This window comes from Pseudoblastomonas marina, assembly GCF_034374265.1.
GTDB lineage: Bacteria > Pseudomonadota > Alphaproteobacteria > Sphingomonadales > Sphingomonadaceae > Alteriqipengyuania_A > Alteriqipengyuania_A marina.
In genome coordinates, this window is record NZ_CP139718.1 from 2,125,961 (window position 1) to 2,149,102 (window position 23,142).

General features: G+C 61.3%; 18 protein-coding genes. 11 read left to right on the forward strand and 7 right to left on the reverse strand.

The genetic code is table 11. The annotated features are described in order from the left end of the window. Window positions 1-33: 33 nt before the first annotated feature. The 7 genes from T8S45_RS10490 to T8S45_RS10520 form a co-directional block, all read right to left on the reverse strand. On the reverse strand, window positions 34-2,034 hold the full coding sequence (locus tag T8S45_RS10490) for a hypothetical protein (RefSeq protein WP_322293694.1): 2,001 nt from the start codon (window positions 2,032-2,034) through the stop codon (window positions 34-36). Continuing rightward, entirely contained in the window at window positions 2,031-4,391 is a 2,361-nt protein-coding gene (locus tag T8S45_RS10495) for a sensor histidine kinase (RefSeq protein ID WP_322293695.1), read from the reverse strand. Before T8S45_RS10495 ends, T8S45_RS10490 begins: the two co-directional genes overlap by 4 nt. Window positions 4,392-4,447: 56 nt before the next feature. After that, the gene (locus T8S45_RS10500) at window positions 4,448-6,775 is read right to left on the reverse strand and encodes a GmrSD restriction endonuclease domain-containing protein (RefSeq protein ID WP_322293696.1); all 2,328 of its coding nucleotides are present in this window, start codon (window positions 6,773-6,775) and stop codon (window positions 4,448-4,450) included. A gap of 186 nt (window positions 6,776-6,961) precedes the next feature. Continuing rightward, window positions 6,962-7,801, reverse strand: coding sequence for a phosphoadenosine phosphosulfate reductase domain-containing protein (locus T8S45_RS10505; RefSeq protein ID WP_322293697.1), 840 nt, complete (start codon window positions 7,799-7,801; stop codon window positions 6,962-6,964). Beyond that, window positions 7,798-11,166, reverse strand: a complete 3,369-nt coding sequence (locus T8S45_RS10510; RefSeq protein ID WP_322293698.1) for a hypothetical protein — start codon at window positions 11,164-11,166, stop codon at window positions 7,798-7,800. The genes T8S45_RS10505 and T8S45_RS10510 overlap by 4 nt, the downstream gene beginning before the upstream one ends. Then, the gene (locus tag T8S45_RS10515; RefSeq protein ID WP_322293699.1) at window positions 11,163-12,119 is read right to left on the reverse strand and encodes a DUF4007 family protein; all 957 of its coding nucleotides are present in this window, start codon (window positions 12,117-12,119) and stop codon (window positions 11,163-11,165) included. The genes T8S45_RS10510 and T8S45_RS10515 overlap by 4 nt, the downstream gene beginning before the upstream one ends. Before the next feature lie 69 nt (window positions 12,120-12,188). Next, a complete protein-coding gene (locus T8S45_RS10520) occupies window positions 12,189-13,496 on the reverse strand; it encodes a cysteine desulfurase family protein (protein ID WP_322293700.1) in 1,308 nt (435 codons plus the stop codon). 92 nt (window positions 13,497-13,588) lie between these two features. Here T8S45_RS10520 and trbB point away from each other — a divergent pair, with 92 nt between their 5' ends. Genes trbB through T8S45_RS10575 form a run of 11 tightly spaced genes read left to right on the forward strand, consistent with a single transcriptional unit; the run spans window position 13,589 to window position 23,127 of the window. Then, window positions 13,589-14,569 carry a P-type conjugative transfer ATPase TrbB gene (gene trbB, locus T8S45_RS10525; RefSeq protein WP_322295223.1) on the forward strand — a complete coding sequence of 327 codons (981 nt, stop codon included), beginning with the start codon at window positions 13,589-13,591 and terminating at the stop codon, window positions 14,567-14,569. An 11-nt stretch (window positions 14,570-14,580) separates the two neighbouring features. Then, complete coding sequence (locus tag T8S45_RS10530) at window positions 14,581-14,898, forward strand: TrbC/VirB2 family type IV secretion system protein (RefSeq protein ID WP_322295224.1); 318 nt, start codon at window positions 14,581-14,583, stop codon at window positions 14,896-14,898. Beyond that, entirely contained in the window at window positions 14,898-15,173 is a 276-nt protein-coding gene (locus T8S45_RS10535) for a VirB3 family type IV secretion system protein (protein WP_322293701.1), read from the forward strand. Before T8S45_RS10530 ends, T8S45_RS10535 begins: the two co-directional genes overlap by 1 nt. Before the next feature lie 3 nt (window positions 15,174-15,176). After that, complete coding sequence (trbE, locus tag T8S45_RS10540; protein ID WP_322293702.1) at window positions 15,177-17,639, forward strand: conjugal transfer protein TrbE; 2,463 nt, start codon at window positions 15,177-15,179, stop codon at window positions 17,637-17,639. Further along, the gene (gene trbJ / locus T8S45_RS10545; protein ID WP_407654896.1) at window positions 17,636-18,382 is read left to right on the forward strand and encodes a P-type conjugative transfer protein TrbJ; all 747 of its coding nucleotides are present in this window, start codon (window positions 17,636-17,638) and stop codon (window positions 18,380-18,382) included. Before trbE ends, trbJ begins: the two co-directional genes overlap by 4 nt. Before the next feature lie 6 nt (window positions 18,383-18,388). Next, complete coding sequence (gene trbK-alt / locus T8S45_RS10550) at window positions 18,389-18,715, forward strand: putative entry exclusion protein TrbK-alt (protein ID WP_322293703.1); 327 nt, start codon at window positions 18,389-18,391, stop codon at window positions 18,713-18,715. Between the two features lies 1 nt (window position 18,716). Further along, window positions 18,717-20,030 carry a P-type conjugative transfer protein TrbL gene (trbL, locus tag T8S45_RS10555; RefSeq protein WP_322293704.1) on the forward strand — a complete coding sequence of 438 codons (1,314 nt, stop codon included), beginning with the start codon at window positions 18,717-18,719 and terminating at the stop codon, window positions 20,028-20,030. Window positions 20,031-20,037: 7 nt separating this feature from the next. Then, window positions 20,038-20,718 carry a conjugal transfer protein TrbF gene (gene trbF / locus T8S45_RS10560; RefSeq protein WP_322293705.1) on the forward strand — a complete coding sequence of 227 codons (681 nt, stop codon included), beginning with the start codon at window positions 20,038-20,040 and terminating at the stop codon, window positions 20,716-20,718. Further along, window positions 20,718-21,719 carry a P-type conjugative transfer protein TrbG gene (gene trbG, locus T8S45_RS10565; protein ID WP_322293706.1) on the forward strand — a complete coding sequence of 334 codons (1,002 nt, stop codon included), beginning with the start codon at window positions 20,718-20,720 and terminating at the stop codon, window positions 21,717-21,719. The genes trbF and trbG overlap by 1 nt, the downstream gene beginning before the upstream one ends. Continuing rightward, window positions 21,716-22,894 (forward strand): TraB/TrbI/VirB10 family type IV secretion system protein, encoded by a 1,179-nt coding sequence (locus T8S45_RS10570; protein WP_322293707.1) that lies wholly within the window; start codon window positions 21,716-21,718, stop codon window positions 22,892-22,894. The genes trbG and T8S45_RS10570 overlap by 4 nt, the downstream gene beginning before the upstream one ends. Continuing rightward, complete coding sequence (locus T8S45_RS10575; RefSeq protein WP_322293708.1) at window positions 22,891-23,127, forward strand: DUF2274 domain-containing protein; 237 nt, start codon at window positions 22,891-22,893, stop codon at window positions 23,125-23,127. The genes T8S45_RS10570 and T8S45_RS10575 overlap by 4 nt, the downstream gene beginning before the upstream one ends. Window positions 23,128-23,142 lie beyond the last annotated feature (15 nt).

The following is a 23,142-nucleotide window of genomic DNA, read 5'->3' on the forward strand; positions in this document are numbered from 1 at the left end:
GGAGCGACATTGGAAACAACGAATGTCTCCCCATCAGTCCGATGAAGGTTCGCTATCGGGTTCAGTGGGCAACAGACCGCTACGTATCGCCTCGTCGCGACCGACGGCATCGGCCTGCTCTCTGTCTTTCACCAAGATGATAACCCCTGCCTTGGGCAAGTCTTTCTTTCCCAAGGCCTCAGGAGCGAAATCGTAGTTCCACGCTAACAGTCCCATCTTCGCTAGCGCCTGTTCTCCGCTGATCGAGGGTATATGGGTCCAACTATCTGATTTCGCTGAATTGAGGTCTAGTCCGGTTTCGAGGAGTTTGCGCAGATCCTCGGAGCTCTGGACATGAGAAAGAACAGCCCGCGCACCGGGCGCTACAAGATCGGGGTCCAGCTTATTGAGAGCATCCAAGACGCCATCGCAGCTTACATCGGTCATGACCAACCTCAGCGCCGGCTTCCCATTATCTTCTCGTCCAACGAAGCAGACCGCCCCGTCATTGAGAGCTGGAACATCTAGTCTTACCGGCACTCCTTCGCTGTCCGGATGATAGATCTCGACGTCGACAGCGAATGTCGCTGGCATGGCTGCCACGAGACCTACGCGTCCGAGGCCTGACAATACGCGTTGCTGGAGTTCCAAGGCATGCGCCTCGCGCAGACGTGCCACTACCTTCAGATCGTTATCGTCAAATGCCTTGCTCAGCTGTTCATGCGACACCGTATCGATATGCTTGAGGTTCCATTTTATCCAAGAAACCTCGTCGTCGAGGCGGATCGCTGCAGTCCGGGCATCGTCGCCGTACTTCCAGCTCGTTACTCCGAGTGATTGCGTTTTGCCGACTAGGAGCAGAATGCGCGGAGCTCCGTTGCGCTGCAGATCGCACACCGGCGTGAGGACAAGAAGGACCGTATTGGCATCGAGATCGACGGCTATCGTGGTGCGAAGTTGGTCGAGGTCTGATCCTTCTGTGACCTGCAACACATCTCCAAAAGTCACTTGAGCTTCCAGCGAACCGGGAAGTCGCAATCGTTCGCTGTTTTGGGTCAGGAGACGTTCCACCAGTTCCTGAAGTGCGGGGGATCCGGCAACGTAGGGCGAAGGATGACTAACGGCGGAAAAGGCGTTTAAGGGAATTGCCGCATCGATGATTTGCCGCTCACGTTCGATCTCGTGTTGCAGAACACGATCGAAGACATCGACCAGATAGCTTCCCGCCGGTTCGCCCTCGGCGTTAAGTAGCAGTTGCTGGATCTGACCGATGTCCGAGAGGCGGAGATTTCGCAAAAGTTTGAGCGTTCGCGAAGTGGCTTCAGCCATTCCCTGTTCGAGGGATTCAAAGAATCGCGCGAGCATGCGGGAGTCATCCGCATTGTGGGCAAGGCGCTCAAGCTGGCGATCGAGTTTGCCTGCCTCTTCTAGTTCCGATTTCCTTATGATCCTGAAACCCGAGTCCAAGAGGCCCACTTCGTCTCGAAACTCTTCTCGCTTGTCTTCGAGCCGAGGACTGCGTGACATAAGGATAACCAGGGGCGGCGTGGCTCGACGCTTCTCTATGGCGTCGCGCAGCATCCTTTTGGATGCGTGAAGGGCCGCCTCGTCCTGCGCTTTGTTGAAGAACAGGTCGATAACAATGAGATCGACCTCCTGCGCAGCTTCGATGAAGTCGCGCCCGGAAGTCCGACACTCGAGCCCGAGCTCTTGAAGCTTCTGGACCACCACATCGACATAAGTTTGGTCAGATGCCTGATCGGCAAGATACTGCTCGAACAAAGGAGTGGCGACTTCCGTAAGGGTATCGCGCAAGCCCCATACGGCTGCCACATAGGCATCATCGGACACCAGCTCATCGAAACTTCTGTCTTTCGCAACCTCATATGCAGCTTCGATAAGCTGGCGTTGTTCGGCGGTAAGGTCGTCATTGAAGATCGCCCAAGCCTCGTTCTCGGGTCCAATATCCACCGCTGTCGGCACGGCGTCACAGACGTCATCCACCACGAGAGCAGTTGTTATTCTCTTTTCCGCCAGAAGGTCTCCAAGCGTCACACCTGCGCTCCTGCTGGCAATTCGAGAACGAATTTGTGGAGTCTGCCTGTCTCCGGATCGCGCTCCTCGTCCAATTCAAGTGTGCCGCCGTTATGCATGGCCGCCTCGCGGGCGATGTAAAGGCCAAGTCCGCGCCTCCTGCGCGTATCCTTGAGCGAAAAGAACATCTTGAAAACCTGGTCTCGGTTTTCCGGAGCAATGCCGCGCCCATTGTCTTCGAACATCATCACGGGTGGGTCACTTTCAAGCGAGATTGAAATTTTCGGCTTGAAGGACGGTTCTCGCTCCGCACGCATATCTAGCCAATAGACTGAATTCGAAATCAAATTTTCAATGATTTGAACGATCATTCCCTTGACTGCCCTGATCCGCAGAGGTCGCGTAGTCAGGTCGGTGATCACGTCGATCTTATGACGCTTGAATTGGGCATGATGGGCTTCAATGGCGTCCCGAATGACTTCGTCGAGTGCAAAGACTTCCGATCGTTGTCGACCAGAGACGCTCATCGGGTCGAGAACGCGCACGCGCTTGCTGACACTCTTCATTTCCGCCTGCAACGTATTGAAGTAGCTGCGCAGGCGGTCTGGGACATCGCGACCCTTCATATGGGCAAGAGCCTTCAGTGCATTTTCGGATGAGCGGGCTAGTTCGTGTGCGACCACTTCGACCATGAGGCCAACACCTGCCATCTCGATCATCTGTCGGCTTTCCTGTTCGACTTCCGCGATGCGCTGGCGCGCGCGCGCCGCGAACTCGGAGAACTCGAAAAGAGTTTGCTGGAGCTCCTCTATCGCGTCGTCGCCCTCGGACGGTGTAAGTCTCTTGAGTTGACGGATGGCGTTTTTGGCTCGGTCCTCAAGCTTGGTAACCTGTGCCTGCGCGTCGGACAGATCCACTTTTTGATGTTTGTACTGCCGTTCGACATCCTTCATGAATTTGCCGAGCATATCCTGCACGGCGTACCGCAGGACTTCCAAAAGCACATATTGCTCCGAAGTCTCGCGCAGCCCTTCACGGTTCGTTTGATCCAGCAGCTGCGGGTTCGCGATCCGCGAAATGTTTACCCGCCCAATAAATTGGGTTTTGTTGAGAGTGTAGCCAGATCGACGCAGAGCCCGGCGGTCAAGTTCAAGCCAGTCGTCCTCATCCTCGCCGTAGGGAAAAACACGGAAGCGATCGCGGAACAGCAAGATCCCCGACCATTTCTGTTGCAACTCACGAACAGCTTTTTGCTCGCCAATAGTGTCGATTGCGCCGAGTCTGCGGCGGTTGTACCAATGTGCCTCGAATGAGAATGGCCCGATTGTACGCAGCGCACTATCCTCGACAGGTCCGTCTTTCCCGATGATCGTGGCTTGAAGATCTTCTTCCGTGAGCTTTACGGTTTGCCTCTCTCGCGGATGCTCGAACCCGAGATCCAACGCCTCGAAAGTGCAGGTCAGAACGGGTGCGCCATCGATGAGCTCATATGTGCCTGACACGCGTGCATGGGCAGCATCGAGCAGGGCACCGGACATTATGGGAATGCCGATCCTTTCTCCGTTCCAGAAGATGGCGATCCGAGGTCGCGTTGTCGCATTGGCGAAAGGGTCGGTCAGGCGGGCAAATTCATAGTCCGCCATGTCGCGGACCCTCGCTTCGGTCCAATTCTCGACAAGGTCGCTGATCGTCAAAGCTGTGCCGGACCACTCCGCACTGGGTTTTTTTCCTCCTTTCGTCGGGGCCACCGCAATTTGATCGAGCATTGCATCGACATTGCTGAACTCAGTCCAATCGATTTCGAGACGATTGAGTTTCTTGTCGGTTGAACGGGCCGTCTCAACCAGCAACCGCTCGCCAAGACGCATTGCCGACAGGCGCCCGATACCTTTTTCGCCGAGATACGGGGTGCTCTTGTCTCCACGCGCAAGCGCTGCTTCGACTTCTTTTTTCCTTGATGGCGTTCCGATCACGAGGAAGCTTCGATCCAAATCCTCTAGCGACATTCCGCTTCCCGTATCTGTCACGGTGATTGTGTTGAAGCGTCGCTGGGCTTGATCGAGCTTTTCGGTAAGCTCTTGTTTTGTAGTCGCTTCATCCATCAATGCGAGGAAGCCGGTGTACGCAGCCTCTGACGCCGTAGGAAGAAGCTCATTTTTGATGAGCTTCTTCAGATCCAGGAGGCTCGCTTCTCCGTGTATTGTACCCTTGAGGCGTAGAAATGCTCGGCGTGTCAGGACAATGTCGAACTTTACGTCGACCCCAGCTTTTGTTCTAGCGTCGAAACCGTTCTTGATGAGCTCATAAAACGCGATAATATCCGAACTGATTAGTTCAGAGCCAAGTTCGAGAACAGTTCGGGCAGTAATTCGGAACAAGCTTTAAGTCCTCTCGTGACGCCAAGGCATTGGTTTGCAACTGCGCGACAAGGCCGTCAGTCCAACCATGGCCGTAAGCGATCCCATGCAATTTCCGCCAACCTTCGCGAGCGTTGGCGCACGAATTCCCCGTCCCAGTCGGACGGACATTCCACGAGCGGAATCAACAGTCTGGCGTGGGTTGCTTCGGCGAGGATCGCATCCGATCTTTCGGGCAAGTCATACCCTAACTTTCTGGCTTCGTCGCGCGCGGTTTCGAAGGCTTCGGACGTTCGCGATGCCAAGGCGCGGTAGCTTGCCATCTTTTTCGGTTGGGGGTGATTTGACACCACGATGTTGTGGTCGCGATGCAGCAGCGTGAGGTTACCCAGAGTCTGGAACAGCTCTCGTTCGTCGTAGAGGTCAGCGGGCCAGTCAGTGCTCGCCCCTTGCTGTGGAGCGATGTGCTCGACCTGCATGGGCGAAAGCAGGTTCCAGGCATCCAGCGTCAGGGTTGGATGAACACCTTTCCGGCCGGATACGACCAAACCCGGATTCTTGAGGTCGGGTTCTACGTCGTGCGCCGAAGCTATCAGAAGGAATTTCGCAACCTCGGTCCCGTGCTTGGCTAACAGGCTCGTTTCGACTTTACCGGACCAGCTCCCTTTCTCCGAAATGCCGGCCTTTTCCAGCGCATCGCACAGGACGCGTTTGTAAAGTGCGATGTCGAGCGCGCTCTTGCGTTTGGTGGATGGGTTTCCTGAGAAGGGCCGTGCCGCAAGGGCAGCCTGCCCGTCGCCGGAAAGCATGACATCGCGATACACCGCATCGATGCCCGACGTCGTGCCGAATGCTCCGCGCCAGATCGCAGTGAAGGCAGCGCTCGCCTTGATTGCATCGGCAAAGGCCACCGATTTCTGAAGGCGCTCTTCCGGATCGGCGGATAATGCGGCCCCGAAAAATCTGCTGAGCGGTGGAATCGTGACCGTATGCTTAAGTCCACGCAGAAACTCGAACGCGACCTTCGCCGGCTCGTCGATGTTCGAGAGGCCGCCGAAGCTGGGATTAAGGGTTTCTGCAGGATCCCACGAAGTCGACATGAGATCGGACACATCGCCCAAACGTTTTACGAAGCCCCGCCGAAATTCCGTACGGGTCTTGTCGTCCGGATCGCCGTATTGTGCGCGCAAGTAACGTCGTTGCTCGTTGAGCTTCTTACCCAGCTTCTGGCCCGTTTCTGCGAGCGCGAAAGCGACAAGAAGTTCGGAGGTCGTGCGCTGCAGCTTGCTCGCGTCCTTGGCGTAGCGATCGACGTATTTCTCGGTCCGCAGCATGTCCGCGTGCGAAGGGGTGGATTGATAATCCTCTAGGCCTTCCGCGTCGATCACCCGGGGCCGAAAGGTTTCGAATGCGGTTAGCGGTTCGCCGGTCGTATTGAGAGCCTCGAACATATCGAAAGCGTCATCTTCGCCTTCGCTTTCGACAACTGTGAAGGCCATCCGCCTTTGCAAGTAGTGGGCGAAAATAATCGCGGCAAAGGCAAGCCGGAAACGCTTGCCCGTGGTCGTCTCGTCATCCTTGCGGAGCCTTTCGGCGACCTCGGATGGGACTTCGAAACCAAAGAGCGCTTCGCCGAATCCGGCTTTGAGCGCCTGCTCGATCAGGCTCGGCATCTCCTCCTGCGGTTGCACAAGGTCGCGAAGGCGTTTGTTCATATGCCGGAAGACGGCGGCCACATTCATGTGCGTCGAAGCTTTTTCGCCATCGGGCTCGCTCGGACGAAATTGCTTGGCCTCGGTCTCCTCGTTCTCGATATGCTTGAGGTAGTCCCAAATCAGGCGGGCGATCGCGCTCGAATACCGGGCTTCCGGTTTTGAAGACCACACATCGTCGAACGATCTGATGAGACGTGGATAGTACCTGTTGAGCGCCTTTCCGCTGCGTTTGTCGAGGATGAAACAGTCGCGAAGTTCCGCCATCATCTTCTGAATTTCTTCAAGCAGCCAGGCGCTGCCTTCTTCGTCATCTTTCTCGACCGAGGGCAGGCAGGTCGCCAGAAGATTGTGAATTGAAACAAAGAGCAGAATGAACGTCGAGATGCGCTGCTGGCCGTCGATGATCGTCATCACCGGCCGTGGCATCTCGTTCCGGAAATGCGGCTTCACGGTCACATACTGCGTGTCGTGGATCGCGATGATCGTACCGAGGAAGCTGATCGTTTCCTCTCGCTCAGGAAGCAGACTCAGGCCGTGAAGCGCATCCTCGAACAGTCGATTGACGTTTTCTTTGTCCCACCGGTATTCCCGTTGATAGGCGGGAATGTAGCAACCCTGCCCCGGGACTTGCAGGAATTGTAAGACGCTTCTTGGATTTGCCCGAAAGGCCTTTTCTACATCGATGGTCAAGAGACCCTACCCCCAGCGGTTGTGTCCATGTGCTTTGATTACCTAGCGATATTTCGGCTGGTAAGAAAAGCATGCTCGGGCAAGAGGCAACAGAATTGTGATATAAGAATTCTCGGACCCGGCACACTCCGAGGCATATACTGGGTGCGGGCTCGTCCCTTCGTTGAGCAGAAAGCTGGCGGCTGGCTATTTGTGGCAGACGAGGCAGCCGCTGTCCTCGTCGGCCAGCATCTGTTCCACCGTCTCATCGGTGATCCGTGCTCGCAGCGGATTTGGCATTCTGCGAGCGAGCGCCTGTGCCTTGCGCTCTGCATGATTACGCTCGATCTCGGCAACCCGCTCCGGCAGCGCCAGTTCTTCGAGACTTTCGTTCTGGGTCCAGGTGAACGGTGAACCGTGCTCGATGGCTGATTTCTCGTAGCGCTTGGCTTCCTCGAAGGCGTCCGGGTGCTCGCGCATCAGCCGCACCCATTCGATTTTCTGCTGGTAAAAGCAGAATGTGCAACCGCTGCGAGAGCGCCAACGGTAATAGTCCGGCAGGCCGAGCCCGGAGTTTTCCAGCAGACCGATGACCGAAGCCTTGTCGAGGCCGGCCTCCCTCAAGGGGAAATGGACGTGCATGTTGGGATGCGTAGCGATCATCCCCGAACGACTCGGTTCGTCGGCCCGGATCGCGACATAGGAATGCACCTCCACGCCTGCGTCGAGATGCGGTTTGAGCCACTTCTGGAACGGCTGAATCTTTAGCTGTCGGGTGCACCAGCGGGTCCGCGGGGAAGGCAGGAAGTGGCCGTATTCGGCTAGCCAGAAATCGAAATCCCGACCAGGGTTGAGCATTTCAATGGTTTTGCCAAGGAAGCCCTCAAGGCGGCCGAGATAATCGTAGACCTCGGGTAGCTCCTTGCCGGTGTCAGTGAAGAAATACCGCACATCGATGTCCGGACGGTGATCGCGCATCCAGACCGCGAGGGCAGCGCTGTCTCGTCCGCCGGACAGACCCAGAACATGCATCGCCTTGCCGGTCACGCTTCCTTCTCCGCGCTGATGGGCACAGTTACATCGCGCTCGCCGTCATCCTCGATATGACGCTGTGCGAGCTCCGCGATCACGGCGAGCACCATATCGGGCTCGAGCTGTGCGGCGTCGAGCGTCTTGCCGATCTCGTCGAGGAGTGGCCCTAGACGCTTCTGCGCCTCGGTTGCAATCTGTGCTCTGCGGACGACGCTTCGCTCGGTCGACCCGACACCCGCCATCACCATCACGGCGGTCTGGGTCGGTTGCTGGTCGCTGTCGCCGAACAGCTCCACGCGGCGGAACCGGTAGGCGTATTCCGACAGCTGCATCGCCGCGCGGCTTGGCTCGAGATCGTGCCACGTCGTCACCGGCTTGCCCATCACAAGGCCGCAAATTTCCGCCATGCTTTCCGTCGACCCATCGAACTCGGCCAGCCTCGTGATGAAGCCTCGAAGCTTGAGGTCGTCTCCCCCATGCCCCGCTATTCGCTTGGCTCGCTCCACCAACTCGGCGAGATTTTCTGCATCGCGATGTTTCAGGCCCTCCAGCATCCGGGTTTTCAGATCCTCGATCATGTCTGGGTAAGCGCGATCAAGTTCGCTGAGGACCGTGCGCAGCGCACGTGCGGTGCCTTCGCCTGAAGCCTCGAGCGCTTCGGGTATGTCGACGAAGAGGAGCTGGTAGGGATCGTCCGCATCGAGCAACAAGCGGCGCACATCGATCGCTTGCTTGGAGAGTGTGGCTTGCGCCTTGCGGGACCAGTTGGGAAGGCTGTACGCAAACTGCACGAGCGCCTGTGCTATATCGAGCGGCTCCTCCGATGGCGCCTCTTCGACGAATTCGCTCGCGACGGCGGCAAACTCCTTCAGCGCGACCGCATTCGCGGCATCGGTCGGAACCGATCTCAGCGCAATATGTTCGGGGTCCTGCAGCAGAAGATCCATGACCAAATCGGATATGGCCGGCTGGAAGGCCTCTTTCGCATAGATCGCAGTGCTATGACGGCGCGAGAAAAGATAGGTCACGAGTAATAGGGGCATCACGCCTTGCTGCACGCCGTAAGGCGGCTCGCCCCACGCCCGGTAAATGTCGGCAACACCAACCTGCTCGCCGGCTTCGAGCAGGCCATCGGTTAGCGACCAGAGAGGGCCGAACGTGCTGGTTTCGCCGGGCGGAACGAAGTCCCACCGCTCGCCTTGCCGGACATAGAGACCCGCGCGTTCCAGAACGGTAACCGCTAGGCCCTTCTCGGCCGGATAGCCCTTGATCCCGAAGTGCTGCTCGCCGCGGCCCACTACAATAGCATGCAACAGGGCTCGCAACGCCGCATTGGAATTGCTCGAAGGCCGCCGACGATTGATGAGTTCGGAATGCACGATCGGAGCCTGCCGGAAAGTCCGCCGGGCGATATCGCTTGCTGCTTGCGACAGGCCATAGGAAAGCGACTGCAAATCGAGCGGTTTACCCGTGTCGAACCAGTGCGCGCGCTCGAAACCCTCTCTCAGGAGACCTTCCAGCTGCGCGGACAAATGGGCAATGCGGGCATCGATCTCGCGGCGGGCGGCAGCATCGCCAGCCAGTTCGGGGCTTTCGTTGCGCACGTCTCGCGCAGCTTCGAGCTCGATCGCTGTTTTGCGAATGTCCGCACTGTTCGATGCAAGACCGACAATTACGGGCAGACCGTGCCGATGCTCCGTGCGCGAGACTTCGATCAGGCTCGCCTCCGCTTGGTCGGGATCGACGTCGATCCCAGGCAGAAGCAGCAGGAACTTGCCAGCAGCCCCGGCGCTAACCCGAACGTCTTTCGGACCAAGCCCTTGCGGCGCCAGTTCGCCGATCTGTGCGTCGAACCAGCGCGGCGTGCCATATTCGGCGTAATGCCGCTTGGCCAGAATCGGCTGCAGCGAGGCGAGATCGTTCAGCGACGCTATCTCGAGCCGCCCGCGTTCGGCGATGCGCGCCTCGATTTCGCCCTCGATGTCGAAATCGCTGCCGGCATAGATTGCATAGGCACCGAGATGGCGACGGTAGACCAGCGCCGAAATCTTGACGAGATCGGCAAGCTGCTCCTCGACGTCCGCATCGGATTGACCGAGGCTTGCCGCAATCGTCCGGGACGAGGCTGCCAGCCCCGATCCATTGCTGAACAGATCGATGACCGCCACGGTCTTCGCGATCTGCAAGCGCAGGTGGGTGCCGTCGCGGCCCGCCCTCGCTATCGCCTCTGCGGCCTGTGCCCAGCGATGGCCGTCGGGCGAAGCCATGATCGCCGGCTCCAGATTGACCTGCAAATAGTCCCACAGTTCTGCCGGTCCGAAGGTTCTTTCCGAGGCGAGTGTCGTGCGCTGAAGGAATTCGGTGAAGCCATTGGGTTCCGCCGAGGCGAGAAAACCGAACAGGCTGCGTTCGTTCTGGCTGAAGCGCCGCCGGGTGATCGGACCAAGCAGCGCTGCCGCGGCTGGGTTGAGAGGCCAGCAATCGTCGAGCCTTTCCGCAAGATCCTTGGGCACACCTGGTCGCCGTTCGGCAATTTCGCTTGCAACAATGGCGGCAATCGCATGCGACTGAGGGTGCGAACGCTCTGTCGTGACGGCACGACCGACCAATTCGATGACCTCGTCGACCGCCGTAATGATCGGGACATCCGCAAAGCGGCCCTGAACCTTGCGCCATTCGTCCTGGACGCTTTGTCCGAGGCGATCGGCATAGCGCTCGAAAGCCTGGTGCAGCACGCCTACAACGATAAGTCTTCCCTCGCTGCGATTGGCCGCCTCTGCGAGATCCTGGAAGAAATGGATGTCGACGGCGTGATCGGCAGCACCTTCCAAATATTTGCCCAGTTCGTCGACAATGACGAGAACCCCGCCCCTGGGACGCGCTTCAACCTCGCGTTGCAGCCGCTCGACGATATCGCGCCCGTCAGCGGCTTCCATCCTGGACCGCTTGGTCCGAGCGTGGCCCGGCTCGCCAGCGATTGCTGATGCGAGCGCTTCGCGCAGGTCCGCCACCGGGTTGCCCCGCCGACCGCTCACCGGCACGCAGAGCCAGTCCTTGGGCGCACGCCCAAAAACGTCGGCCACTTCGGGCACATCGCCAAGCAATTGCTTCGCTTCCTTGTAGGCGGGCCCGCGCCCGAGCGAGTAGGAGGCAAGCGCAAGCGCGAGGCTCGACTTGCCGCCGCCGTAAGGGCCCGTCCAGGTGAACGCGCCCTGGCCGTTTGTCGCGAGGCGGAGCGTGGTGGTCAACGCATCGCGCGCCGATCCTTGAAGGACATAACCGGAGAGGGGATCGGCCTGGCCAAAATCGGCATCGATCCTGATCGATCGTTGGTAGCGCGGCGCGACCGAAACATGGTCTGAGAGATAAGTCTGCGTCATGCCGCGAGCGCCTTGGTGTGCGGATAGGCGCTGGCGATGAAGGAGGCCGGATCAGGCAGGCCTTCTCCCCGCCTGGCAATCGCGCGCACGCCTGCGCTATCGGTCCACAGAAAGGCGCCCTTGGCGGCCCCTTCGATATCGACAAGCCGGTCGATCAGCGCGTCCTCATCTAGCTTGAAGATCCGCCCCGGCGATCCCGGCTCGTACACCAGCGTATCGATGGCGAGCGTTGCCTGCTCGGGCGCACGCCTTGCCCAGAAATCGGCAAGGGCAAAAAGGAAGATGCCGTCGGGCAGACCGGGCTTGGGTCCGTGGCGGAAAGCGAAAGATCGCGATGACACTTCGCGCATGAGACCGAGTTCGCCAAGTACGGTTTCCACCTGATCGTCGACCGCGCCCGCGCCGACCTTGGCGACATAGGATCTGACGAAGCATTCCACGTCCCGCTTGATCGTTGTGGAGGAGGCCCGCGACCGGTCGAGTTGGGCACACAGCAGCCGGATCGGCTCGGCAATGCCGTCGCGGTCGAACCCATGTGCATTCAGATGGTTGAACGCATAATACCACGTCGTGGCGCGCTCGAAATTGCTGGCGATCTGCCAATGGAGCAGCCATGTGGTCGCGAGGCTTTCCATGAACGGATCGAGACCTGAATCGCGGTCGAAGATGAGATCTCCGAAGGGCGTTGCCTTCAAGGCGCCGACACCCCGCTCCGGGTCTTCTTCAATGATACGGCACGCGAGCGCCCAATGCTTGATTGCCGCAACCATATTCTTGCCGACCCCGAACCGGATGATCCCTTCGTCCTTGTCGAAGGTATTGGGGGTCGGAGCCTCCGCATCCTCGCAGACGGCATCGTAAGCCTTGCGCAGCCACAGCCGCCTCAGCGGGAAGGTTTCATGTCCCGCGAAGCGCGTCTTGACGCCGGGCTGTCCAAGGGGTCCTCTGAGCATGATTTGTTCCTACTGGGGATTTCCCCCAGTTGGCAACCCTGTCGCGGCTCTTGTGCGAACATTTAGGCCTCAGGCAGCGGTCCGGTAGGCCTTCTCGTGCGCGGCCAAGAGCGCACTGACGGCCCGGTCGATGTCGGCCTCGGAAGTGGTCCGGCCAATCCCGATGCGCATGGACGACGAAACTTCGTCGAAGGAAAGCCCTTGCGCCAACAGGACGTAAGACGGCTCGATGCTGCCTGAGTTGCAGGCTGAACCTGTCGATGCTGATAGATCGCCGCGGGCATGCAAGAGGATGTCTTCCGCATTAACTCCCTCGGCCCTGAGGCTCGTGCAACCCGGGATGCGCTCGGCATGCGGATTGATAGTGAAAGGGCATCCTTTCTTGGCGATCCGATCTTCGAAAAGTCTTTGTAATAATTGAATATGTGTACGGGCTGACTGACCATGGCGCTCGTAAAGCCGCGCCGCCGCCGCAAGCCCGGCGCAAAGCGGAACGGGCACTGTGCCGCTGCGTCCGAGAGGTTGCTGTCCACCGCCATCAAGCTGCGGAACGAGCCGTACCCGTGCGGCGCGCGACACGACAAGGCCGCCGATTCCTTTTGGACCGTAGAACTTGTGACCGGAGAAACTCAGCAGATCGGCACTGATATAAGTGAAATCGACATCGATCTTTCCGACGGTCTGCGCCGCGTCTGTGTGAAACAGGACGCCCTGGCGATGGCAGATTTCGGCAATCTCGTGCACGGGTTGAATAACGCCGGTTTCGTTGTTGGCGTGCATGACCGATACGAGCGCCGTGTCGGGCCTCAGGGCCTGCGCGATGGCTTCTGCGCGAACGCGGCCATTTGACCCTGGTCTGACCTCGGTGACCTCGATCCCGCGTTTGACGAGCGAACGGGCGGCTTCCAGCACGCATTTGTGCTCGATCGACGACACCACCAGATGGTTTCCGCGTCGTTCGGCTGAGCTCATAACACCTTTGATGGCGAGGTTGTTCGCCTCGGTTGCTCCGCTCGTGAAGAGGATTTCGTCCTCCCCGGCACCGAGCAGCGCCGCAAGCGCTTCGCGCGATCGTTCGACAATTTTCGAGGCTTGCAGGCCATGCGCATGATCCGAATGCGGATTGCCCCAATCATGGCTCATCGCGTCCGTCATCGCATCGATGACCGAGGGATCGACCGGAGTTGAGGCCATGAAATCGAGATAGGCGGGGCCGGGTCTGCGCAAGGAACAACCTTCGTTGAAATCGGTGCGCCGATAAGACCAAACCTGGCCAGGCAAAGCAACCGCGATCGCGCGGCGTTCGAGCTTGGACGGCGGCGACCTTCCGATTTGGCCTTTTCCTTTCTTTCTTATTCTTCGCTCTTCTACCCTCATTGCAGATCGCTATTGCCTGAGGGCAAAGTAATGTCTTTTTGATCTGCCTCGCGAACGCAGCCGATGGTCGGTTGCCGCATCCGAGGCAGTCCATGAGCGTCATCCCCCTTCGATCCGAAGTCTCATCGCGCGGCGCGCGCATGCTGCGCACTGCGCTTGGCGGCGACATCGCCCGCTGGCTCGACGAGCCCGATGTCATCGAAGTCATGCTCAACCCCGACGGGCGTCTCTGGGTGGACCGGTTGGGCGAGGGTCTCGCGGCGAGCGAATGTCTGATGAGCGCAGCCGATGGTGAGCGGATTATCCGGCTGGTCGCCCATCATGTCGGCGCCGAGGTTCATGCAGGCGCACCGCGTGTGTCCGCCGAACTGCCGGAAAGCGGCGAGCGCTTCGAAGGTCTGCTGCCCCCGGTGGTTGCCGCTCCCAGCTTTGCCATCCGCAAGCCAGCTATCGCGGTGTTCTCACTGGCCGATTATGTGACGGCAGGGATCATGAGCAAATGGCAGGCCGAAGCGCTTGCCGGTGCAGTCGCTGCAAAGAAGAACATTCTGGTGGTTGGCGGCACCTCGACCGGCAAGACGACGCTCACCAATGCGTTGCTCGCCGAAGTCGCATCCACGTCCGACCGTGTCGTTCTGATCGAGGATACGCTGGAGCTGCAATGTGCAGCGCCCAATCTGGTGTCGCTGCGAACCAAGGACGGCGTTGCGACCTTGTCCGATCTCGTCCGATCCGCGCTGCGCTTGCGGCCCGATCGCATTCCGATCGGTGAGGTGCGCGGTGCCGAAGCGCTCGATCTGCTGAAAGCCTGGGGCACAGGTCATCCGGGCGGGATCGGCACGATTCACGCCGGCTCGGCGCTCGGTACGCTGCGGCGGCTCGAACAGCTGATCCAGGAAAGCGTGGTCACCGTGCCGCGCGCTCTTATCGCCGAGACCATCGATATCATCGCCGTGCTCGTGCGCGACGGCACCGGGCGGCGCCTTGCCGAACTCGCCGAAGTTCGCGGACTCGATGCCACAGGCGAATACGTTCTCGCTCCCCTTCCATCCTCAGCAGGAGACCCTTCGTGACCCATAAATTCATGCGGGCGCGCTCGCGCCTGTCGGCCCTTGTGCTGGGCAGCTTCGCGGCACTGGCTGTCGCCACGCCCGCCCATGCCGCCGGTTCGTCGATGCCCTGGGAAGCGCCGCTCCAGGCTATCCTCGAATCCATCCAGGGCCCGGTCGCCAAGATCGTCGCGGTAATCATCATCATCGCCACCGGGCTGGCGCTTGCCTTCGGAGATACGTCGGGCGGTTTCCGGCGCCTGATCCAGATCGTCTTCGGGCTTTCGATCGCCTTTGCCGCATCCTCCTTCTTCCTTTCGTTCTTCTCCTTCGGCGGCGGAGCGCTGGTCTGATGGACAGCGGTCAATCTTCCCTTCCGAACGGCTTTGCGGTGCCTGTCCACCGGGCGCTGACCGAGCACATCCTGCTCGGCGGTGCGCCGCGCGGGCTTGCCATCGCCAATGCCACACTGGCGGGCGCGATCGGCCTAGGTCTGCAGCTGTGGATCGCAGGCATCGCCTTTTTTGCGCTCGGCCACATGGTCGCGGTCTGGGCCGCCCGGCGCGACCCGCAATTCGTGGATGTCGCGCGGCGGCATCTGCGGTTCCCCGCGTATCTGCAGGTCTGAGCCATGCTGAGCTTGCGCGAATATCGAAGCAAGGCCGACCGGCTTGCAGACTTCCTCCCTTGGGCGGCGCTCGTCGCACCCGGCGTCGTGCTCAACAAGGACGGCAGTTTCCAGCGGACGGCTCGCTTTCGCGGGCCTGATCTCGACAGCGCGACCCCTTCCGAACTGGTTGCAACGACCGCGCGCCTGAACAGCGCGCTACGCAGGCTTGGCTCGGGCTGGTCGATCTTCGTCGAGGCGGTACGCCGCCCGGCACTGGATTATCCGGCCTGCGCCTTTCCCGATCCGGCTTCGGCGCTGGTCGAGCGTGAGCGCGCTGCGCAGTTCGCAGAAGAGGGCGCGCATTTCGAGAGCAGCTATTATCTGACCCTGCTGTGGATGCCGCCTGCCGAGGATGCCGCACGGGCTGAGAGCTGGCTCTACGAAGGCAAGGCCGAGAAGGGCATCGATCCGCGCGAGCTTCTCGAGGGCTTCGCCGATCGGACCGACCGGCTGCTGCGCCTGTTCGAAGGGTTCTTTCCGGAGGTCCAATGGCTCGATGATGGCGAGACGCTGAGTTATCTTCACAGCTGCATCTCGACGCGGATGCAAGATGTACGCGTTCCCGAAACCCCGATGCATCTCGACGCGCTGCTTGCCGACGAGCCGCTCACCGGTGGTCTCGAACCGCGCCTGGGTGCGGCCCATCTGCGCACACTGACCGTGATCGGCTTTCCGAGCGCGACCTTTCCCGGCCTGCTCGACGAACTCAATGCGCAGGGCTTCGCTTATCGCTGGTCGACGCGGGCAATCATGCTCGACAAATCCGACGCGACGAAGCTGCTCTCGAAAATCCGCCGCCAGTGGTTCGCCAAGCGCAAATCGGTCGCCGCGATCCTCAAGGAAGTGATGACCAACGAGGCCTCGGTGCTGGTCGACAGCGATGCCGCCAACAAGGCCGAGGATGCCGATGCCGCGCTACAGGAGCTGGGCGCCGACCATGTCGGGCTCGCGCTGGTCACCGCGACCGTTACGGTGTGGGACGAGGATCCGGCGCTTGCCGCCGAGAAACTGCGGCTCGTCGAGAAGGTCATCCAGGGGCGCGATTTTACCTGCGTGACCGAAGGCATGAACGCGATCGAGGCCTGGCTCGGATCGCTGCCCGGCCATGTCTATGCCAATGTCCGCCAGCCTCCGGTCTCAACCCTGAACCTCGCGCATATGATGCCGCTTTCGGCGGTTTGGGCCGGACCCGAACGCGACGCGCATTTCGATGCGCCGCCGCTGTTTTATGCGAAGACCGAAGGCTCCACCCCGTTTCGCTTTGCGCTTCATGTTGGCGACGTCGGGCACAGCCTCGTCGTCGGCCCTACCGGGGCGGGCAAGTCGGTGTTGCTGGCCATGATGGCGATGCAATTCCGCCGCTATGCCGGGTCGCAGATCTTCGCTTTCGATTTCGGCGGCTCGATCCGTGCGGCCGCGCTCGCCTGCGGCGGCGATTGGCAGGATCTGGGATCGAGTCTTTCCGAGGACAGCGACGAGGCGGTCCTGCTGCAACCGCTGGCGCGGATCGATGAGCCGGCGGAGCGCAACTGGGCCTCAGAATGGCTCCAGGCGATCCTCGCTGCGGAGGGCGTCACAGTCGATCCGGAGACCAAGGACCATCTGTGGTCGGCGCTGAGCTCGCTGGCGAGCGCGCCGGTCGCCGAACGCACGCTCACCGGGCTCGCTGTTCTTTTGCAAGCACAGGCATTGAAGCAGGCGCTTGCCCCCTACTGCGTCGGTGGGCCGTTCGGACGGCTGCTCGATGCCGAAAGCGAACGGCTGGGCGAAGCGAGTTTCCAGGCCTTCGAGACCGAAGGGCTGACCGGATCGGCGGCTGCGCCTGCCGTGCTGTCCTATCTGTTTCACAGAATCGAAGGCCGCCTCGATGGCTCGCCCACACTCATCATTATCGATGAAGGCTGGCTGGTGCTCGACAGTCCGGCCTTCGCCGCGCAATTGCGCGAATGGCTCAAGACCCTGCGCAAGAAGAATGCGAGCGTCGTTTTCGCTACCCAGAGCCTTGCCGATATCGAGACCTCGGCGATCGCGCCCGCGATTATCGAAAGCTGCCCGACGCGCATCTTCCTGCCCAATGACCGGGCGGTCGAGCCCCAGATTTTGGGCATCTATCGCCGCTTCGGACTGAACGACCGCCAGATTGAAATCCTCAGCCGGGCGACGGCCAAGCGCGATTATTACTGTCAGTCCTCTCGCGGTAATCGTCTGTTCGAACTGGGCCTTGGCGAGGTGGCGCTCGCTTTTACCGCCGCCTCTTCCAAGAGCGACCAGCTCGCCATGTCCCGCACCGTCGAAGAGCATGGCCGTAGCGGTTTTGCCGCCCACTGGCTGAGACATCGCGGCCTCCACTGGGCCGCCGAATTACTCGGCAACAATGCGCACTCTTCCGATCCCCCAAACCCACCAGAAGGAGACCTGAAATGACCTCTCGAAAAATCGTCCGCAGCATCGCCATGGGCACCGCGCTCGCCATGGCGAGTACGAGCGCCTTGGTATCAACGCCTGCACACGCCCAGTTCGGCGGGATCGTTTACGATCCGTCCAATTACGCGCAGAACGTGCTGACTGCCGCTCGCACGCTTGAGCAGATCAACAACCAGATCCGCATGCTGCAGAACCAGGCGACGTCGCTCATCAACGAGGCGAAGAACCTTCAGAGCCTGCCGCTGACGATCGTGCAGCCCCTGCAGGACCAGATCCGGCAGACCCAACAACTGCTGAACGAAGCCCAGCGCATCGCCTACGATGTCCGCACCATCGAGGGCGCTTTCGAACAGCATTACAAGAACGTTCCCCTCGGTGCCTCGCAGCGGGCGATGGTCGACGGCGCCGAGGCGCGCTGGCAAAACAGCGTGGCGGCCTTCGAAGATGCCCTCAAGGTCCAGGCGGGCACAGTTGCCAATATCGAAGGGTCGCGCGAAGCGCTCGGCAGCCTCGTTTCGGCGAGCCAGTCCGCCACGGGTGCCTTGCAGGCAGCACAGGCTGGCAACCAGCTGCTGGCATTGCAGGCCCGCCAGCTGGCCGACCTGACCGCAACGCTCGCCGCTACTGGCAGGGCGCAGGCGCTCGATGCGGCCGAACGCGCGGCGGCCAAGGCGCAGGCGCGCGAACAGCTGAGGCGGTTTCTCGCTATTCGTCCGCGCTATCTGCCCGGCGGATCGGACTGATCAGCGATGGACACCAAGCTCCTCGCGCGCATCGGCGCCGCTGTATTCGTCGGTCTCGCCATCGCGATGACGATCGTACAGCTGCGCGAGGAGCCCGCGCCGGTGCGGCAAGTCGACCGGCACATATGGGTGCCCGACGGCGATCCGCTGCCGGCTCAGCTGAGGGTTTGCGCTCAAATGGGCGAACTGGCGCTGTCCTCGCCCGATTGCCGCGCCGCCTGGGCCGAGAAGCGCCGCCGCTTCTTCGGCGTCGATCACCCCGAGGCTTATTCCGGGATCGGCGATCGGACGCTGCCTGGCTCCTCGCCCAGCGAAGCGCGAGGGGAGGATTGACATGGGCGGCACCGGCGTCGTCGATCGCTTCCTCGCGATCTTTTCTCAATATATCGACAGCGGCTTCGGGCTGCTTTCGGGCGAAGTGGCGTTCATCGCGACCACGCTGATCGTGATCGATGTCACGCTCGCCGCTCTCTTCTGGAGCTGGGGCGCGAACGACGACATCATCGCCCGGCTGATCAAGAAGACGCTCTTTGTCGGGATCTTTGCCTACATCATCGGCAACTGGAGCGCGCTCGCCAATATCGTGTTCAACAGTTTCGCCGGGCTTGGCCTCAAGGCGAGCGGTTCGGGGCTCGGCGCGGGCGATCTTTTGCAGCCGGGAAGGGTGGCGCAGGTCGGCATCGATGCCGCCTGGCCGCTCCTCGAATCGATTGCCGATTTGATGGGCTATGTCGGCTTCTTCGAGAATTTTCTGCAGATCATCATCCTGCTAGTCGCCTGGGCGATTGTCATCATCGCCTTCTTCATTCTCTCCATCCAGCTGTTCGTCACCCTTATCGAGTTCAAGCTGACGACCTTGGCGGGTTTCGTGCTCATTCCCTTTGGGCTGTTCGGCAAGACCGCTTTCCTCGCCGAACGCGTGCTCGGCAATGTGGTCTCGTCGGGGATCAAGGTTCTCGTTCTTGCCGTCATCATCGGCATCGGTTCGACGCTCTTCGCCGAGTTCACCGGCGCCATCCCCGGCGAGCCCACCATCGAGGATGCGCTGGCCATCGTGCTCGCCAGCCTCACCCTGCTCGGTCTCGGCATTTTCGGGCCGGGGATCGCCAATGGCATAGTCGCGGGCGGTCCGCAGCTCGGCGCAGGCGCTGCCGCGGGCACCGCGCTTCTTGCAGGCGGCGCTGCGGTTGGCGGCGTGGCCGGTGCCAAGCTCGCTGGCGGCGCGGTCGCCAGTGCTGCCTCTTCCGTCGCGCGAGGCACCTCGCGCGCCGCCGGAGGTGCGACCATGGCCTATGCGACCGGTTCGGCGGGCAAGAGCGGCGGCGCCGCAGTTGCAGGCGGAATGGCGGGTGTTGGCCGCGCAGCAGGGGGAGCTGCAATGTCGCCGCTGCGCAAGGCGGCAGACAGCGCCAGGAGCAATTTCCGCGACGGCGCACGAGCGTCGGTCGGGAATATGGGTGGGCGCATCGTGCCCGCTCACGGTGCTTCGTCACCGGATCCGGAACAGACAAACGGCCCGCCGGCCTGGGCGCGGTCCATGCAGCACAGGCAGAGCCTGGGCCATTCGGCCTCGCTTGCCGCGCACACCGTGCGTGCCGGCGACGGCTCCGGCGCAGGCGCTTCCATCGACACCAAAGAGAAGGATTAGCTTTACAATGTTCAAACGGCCTTCGATCCGGTACGCAAAGACGCCTCAAGCAGAGACGCCCTACCAGCGCGCGGCGCAGGTCTGGGACGAGCGCATCGGTTCCGCGCGCGTCCAGGCAAAGAGCTGGCGCTACGCCTTTTTCGGTGCGCTAGGCCTATCCGCCGTGCTGACAGGCGGGCTTGTGTGGCAGAATGCGCGCGGCACCATCGTGCCCTGGGTGGTCGAGGTCGACAAGCTTGGCGAAGCGCGTAGCGTCGCGCCCGCCAATGCGGAGTTCGCACCTACAGATCCGCAGATCGCCTTTCACCTCGCGCGGTTTATCGAGCATGTCCGCGCTATCCCCGACGATCCAATTGTGGTGCGCGAGAACTGGCTCAGAGCCTACCAGTTCGCCAGCGACAAGGGTGCCTTGGCGCTCAACGATTATGCGCGGGCCAACGACCCGTTCGCGGCAATCGGCCGCGAACAGGTGGCGGTCGATGTCACCAGCGTGATCCGCGCTTCGCCGCGCAGCTTCCGCGTGGCCTGGGTCGAGCGGCGCTATCGCGACGGCGCGCTCGCCGAAACCACTCGCTGGACCGCCATTCTCGGCATTGCCGTCCAGCCTCCCAGGACACCCGACGCGCTCACCAGCAATCCGCTCGGGATCTTCGTCACATCGATCAACTGGTCAAAGGAGCTTGGCTGATGACCCACCTACTTGCATTTTCCCGTCCGGCGCTGCTCGCAGCGGGCGTTCTGCTTTTTGCCGGGTCGCCGGCAGTCGCGACGCCTGCGCCGCAGGCACAGGCCGCATCGCGGGCGATCGCCGCTTTCGACTTCGCCGATGCATCCCGATTTTTTCAGGCATCCGCCCAAGACACTCCCCCATCGCGGCAGGCCTCCCCAACTGCCGCGCGCCGCTCCCCTGCCTCTGACCCCGCCCCTAGTCCTCAGAGCCATGTGGGGGCGGCGAATGAGGCCGCCAGGATCGAACCGGACAATGCAGGGTTCGATAATGCCATCCAGCGCTATGCCTATCGCGAAGGTGCATTGTTCCAGGTCTACGCCAAACCCGGGCAGGTAACCGACATCGCCTTGCAGGAAGGCGAAACGCTGGTTGGCCCCGGACCGGTCGCTGCGGGTGATACAGTGCGCTGGATGATTGGCGACACGCTGAGCGGCTCGGGAGCGACGCAGCGGGTCCATATCCTCATCAAACCGACGCGGCCCGATATCGCCACCAATCTGGTCATCAATACCGACCGCCGCACCTACCACATCGAACTGCGCGCCAACCCGAACATCTATATGGCCTCGGTCAGCTGGTCCTATCCGGCAGACGAACTGATCGCGCTGCGCCGCGAAGAAGAGCGAGCGGCACGAGCCGCACCGGTCACCGAGGGGTTCACTCTGGAGGCGCTCAATTTCGATTACCGCATCTCGGGTGATGAGCCCGATTGGCGGCCCGTGCGCGTCTTCGACGACGGACAGCGGACCCTGGTCGAGTTTCCTCCCGACATCGCCCAAGGCGAAATGCCGCCATTCTTCGTGGTGGGCGCCGGTGGCGCAGCCGAGCTGGTCAATTACCGGGTATCAGGGCGCTATCTCATCGTCGACCGCCTCTTCCACAAAGCCGAACTGCGCCTCGGTGCCGGTCGCAGACAGGTCCGGGTGAAGATTGAAAACCGCAAGCGGGGCCGGTCGTGAACGAGGAAAGCAAGACCGAGCCGCCACCCGATGCCGAAAGTATCGTTCGATTGCGCGGGGAAGGACCGCGCGTCGTCAGGCTGTCGCGCAAGGCTATTGGCATTGCCAGCGCCGCGGGTCTGACCGTGCTTGGGGGTATATTGCTCTATGCCCTGCAGCCGCCTTCGCAGGACGGCGTCGAAGAGCTGGTCAACACTGACGGGATCGCTGTGGCAGACGGACTTGCCGCAGCTCCGGCGGACTATTCCCAAGTTCCGAGGTTAGGGCCACCGCTGCCGGGCGATCTGGGTCAACCGATCCTCGAAGCGCAGGATCGCGGTGCTATTGCCGCGCTGCCCCCTGTCGGCGCGCCGCCTCCAGTTCCGCCACAGCGGGCGGCGCCGAGCCCTGAAGAGATAGAGCGCGAACGCCTGGAACAGGAACGCGAGGCGGCGCGCGGCAGTCGCCTGTTTTTCGGCGGCGGGACACCAGCTGCCAGTTCCGGTCCGGCAGCTTCGGGTGCTGGGCCGCAACCCCCAGCACCAGTTCAGCCTTCCGTCTCGACCGCGCGGGCAAGTTTTCTCCAGCGGCCTGCCGACACGCGGACAGCGTCCGTGCAGCGGCTTGAGGCGGTGCCATCTGGCGCGCTGCTTCAGGCCGGGTCGATCATTCCGGCAGCGCTGATCACCGGCATCCGCTCAGACCAGCCCGGCCTCGTGACCGCGCAGGTGACCGAGAATGTCTATGACAGCCTGACCGGGCGGCACCTTCTGATCCCGCAGGGTGCGCGCCTGATCGGTGAGTACGAATCCGATGTCGGGTTCGGGCAACGCCGGGTGCTGCTGGCGTGGAACAGGCTCGTCCTGCCCGATGGTCGCTCGATTGTGCTGGATCGTCAGCCAGTCGCCGATCCGTCGGGCTATGCCGGACTGGAAGACGGCGTCGATTACCATTGGGGCGGTGTCGTCAAGGCGGCGCTCGTTTCCACATTGCTCGGGATTGGCGGCGAACTCGGCGCAGGCGGAGATGATGATCTGATCCGCGCCGTTCGCCGCGGCAGCCAGGACAGCATCAATCGCGCGGGCGAGCAGGTGGTTGCACGCGAGCTCGATATCCGCCCCACGCTGACGATCCGCCCCGGCTTTCCCGTGCGGGTGCTGGTGACGCGCGATATTGTGCTGGAGGCTGGAGCATGACCCGGCTCAAACTCTCCGACATCACCGATGGCAAGCCCGTAAAGCTGACGATCGAAATCCCTGCCCGGCTCCATCGCCGGCTGATTGAATATGGGACCGTGCTCAATGGCGGGGTCCACGAGGATGCGCCAGTGCCCGAAGTTCTCATCCCGCCAATGATCGAGCGCTTCGTTGCAAGTGACCGGGATTTTGCCAAGGCACGCAGAAGAACGCATGCATCCTCAAGTCGATAAGTTCTGACAATGTCC

Coding starts and splice junctions, on each gene's coding strand:
- trbJ (WP_407654896.1), top strand. CDS start 17,636: ATGACCTCTCGAAAAATCGTCCGCAGCATCGCCATGGGCACCGCGCTC.
- trbB (WP_322295223.1), top strand. CDS start 13,589: ATGAGCGTCATCCCCCTTCGATCCGAAGTCTCATCGCGCGGCGCGCGC.
- T8S45_RS10575 (WP_322293708.1), top strand. CDS start 22,891: ATGACCCGGCTCAAACTCTCCGACATCACCGATGGCAAGCCCGTAAAG.
- trbG (WP_322293706.1), top strand. CDS start 20,718: ATGACCCACCTACTTGCATTTTCCCGTCCGGCGCTGCTCGCAGCGGGC.
- trbF (WP_322293705.1), top strand. CDS start 20,038: ATGTTCAAACGGCCTTCGATCCGGTACGCAAAGACGCCTCAAGCAGAG.
- T8S45_RS10520 (WP_322293700.1), bottom strand. CDS start 13,496: ATGAGGGTAGAAGAGCGAAGAATAAGAAAGAAAGGAAAAGGCCAAATC.
- trbL (WP_322293704.1), top strand. CDS start 18,717: ATGGGCGGCACCGGCGTCGTCGATCGCTTCCTCGCGATCTTTTCTCAA.
- T8S45_RS10535 (WP_322293701.1), top strand. CDS start 14,898: ATGGACAGCGGTCAATCTTCCCTTCCGAACGGCTTTGCGGTGCCTGTC.
- T8S45_RS10515 (WP_322293699.1), bottom strand. CDS start 12,119: ATGCTCAGAGGACCCCTTGGACAGCCCGGCGTCAAGACGCGCTTCGCG.
- trbE (WP_322293702.1), top strand. CDS start 15,177: ATGCTGAGCTTGCGCGAATATCGAAGCAAGGCCGACCGGCTTGCAGAC.
- T8S45_RS10510 (WP_322293698.1), bottom strand. CDS start 11,166: ATGACGCAGACTTATCTCTCAGACCATGTTTCGGTCGCGCCGCGCTAC.
- trbK-alt (WP_322293703.1), top strand. CDS start 18,389: ATGGACACCAAGCTCCTCGCGCGCATCGGCGCCGCTGTATTCGTCGGT.
- T8S45_RS10530 (WP_322295224.1), top strand. CDS start 14,581: ATGCGGGCGCGCTCGCGCCTGTCGGCCCTTGTGCTGGGCAGCTTCGCG.